This window comes from Psychrobacter sp. HII-4, from assembly GCF_904846595.1.
GTDB lineage: Bacteria > Pseudomonadota > Gammaproteobacteria > Pseudomonadales > Moraxellaceae > Psychrobacter > Psychrobacter celer.
In genome coordinates, this window is record NZ_CAJHBJ010000087.1 from 1 (window position 1) to 1,501 (window position 1,501).

At 38.1% G+C, this 1,501-nt stretch carries 1 pseudogene; it reads right to left on the reverse strand.

The features are described from left to right. Window positions 1-1,384 precede the first annotated feature (1,384 nt). Window positions 1,385-1,501: pseudogene (locus tag JMX98_RS13800) on the reverse strand (zinc ribbon domain-containing protein); the annotation flags it as partial.

The window sequence follows — 1,501 nt, forward strand, 5'->3', positions numbered from 1 at the left end:
GTCAAGGTGGTCAATGCCGATTCGAAACTGGACGGCGGCGCTCAATCGCTTTATGATTATGTTCGATGACCGTATCAGCAGACATTTAATCTAAATCGCAGTTACACAGAATTCGGGATGGTCTCCCGTTTCTGCGGTCACTGTTTGTATGAATGCAATGGTCGCTACTGACAATAAAGCAGCCAATCCAATATATGTTTTCTTATTCATATACTTTGCCTTATTATGCCACTACAAGTCGCCTTCTCCATAACCACCGCCGATATCAGAGTGCGTAATAAAAAAGCCAAATACAATAAGTATCTAGCTCTATGAGAAAAATTAAGAACCTTAAGAGCATAACTATTTGGATAACCACCAAGGCACTGCTGGGTCTAAATAAAGTATTCTATCCTCTTCAGTGACACTCATATCATAATGAAACGTAATAGTATAGCCAACTATTGATGCTCGCATCCTATTAATAAGTCCCATGTCATCATGATACTTCTGCATTATTTGCCTTGGATAAATAGTATGGGTATGCCAGTCTATTTCTTGATCCATAGCAGCGCGCTTGGCTTCTCGTACTTTTTCGTATTCAGGTTTGTTAAAGACTTTTGTTCTGAATTCGTCTCTTGCTTCTAACCAGTCATCTAATGTCTTGAAGTCTCTGTCATCTGGTAAATTTTCATAAGCCTCGAAGGGTATGGGAGGAAATCGTTTATCCGCTTCTTCATTCGATAACCAAACACCATAACGAAACTCTATTTTTTCAGGTAAAGGTTTATCTTCATCAAACGCGCAACTTCATGCTAAAAAGTCATCGTTAGTCCCACCCCACCTATGCAGATGACTGGAGTAAGCGACTCAATGATTATTCTTGGTTCTGTATCATATTCAAATGAATCCTTGTCTGACACATCTGTATATATGTACTCTTTTTCTACTTGAATCTTAAGAGTAGGTCCTCTTGCTAATTTATCAGTTAAGCCTGCACTACTAAAAGACATAGAGACCTACTCACACTTATCAGTAGCGATTTTATTAAGCTTGTCACAGCGTTTTTCCTTAATTAGTCTACGATTTACCTTTAACTTTCAAATTACTCAAACCATAGCCATTGTTCTTCAACCATGCAATATAACCCTCACAATGTATTGGTTGACCCCTAAATGAGTTCATAATATATAGTCAGTTCAAAACAAAACTGTCATAAGTTCCAAATCGCTACTGGGATGAATTTTTCGCAGCCTCTGTGTATACAGCACGCAAGGAAAATTTATACCAGTAGTTCTATAACATTTTTAAATTAAATCTACTATATCTACCCCCAAAGGTCCTAGACTAAGTAATTTAGCGAATAAAATACATTCATAAGTTTTAGTTTGACTCCCTCCCCTCCCTAAAGTGAGGGGATTCCTACTAAAGACGGCCAAGCCCGACCGCGAGAATGTTTTTTGCTCCATTAACATCTCTGTTATGGGTCGTTTTACAAGAACGACAAAACCACTCTCTTATA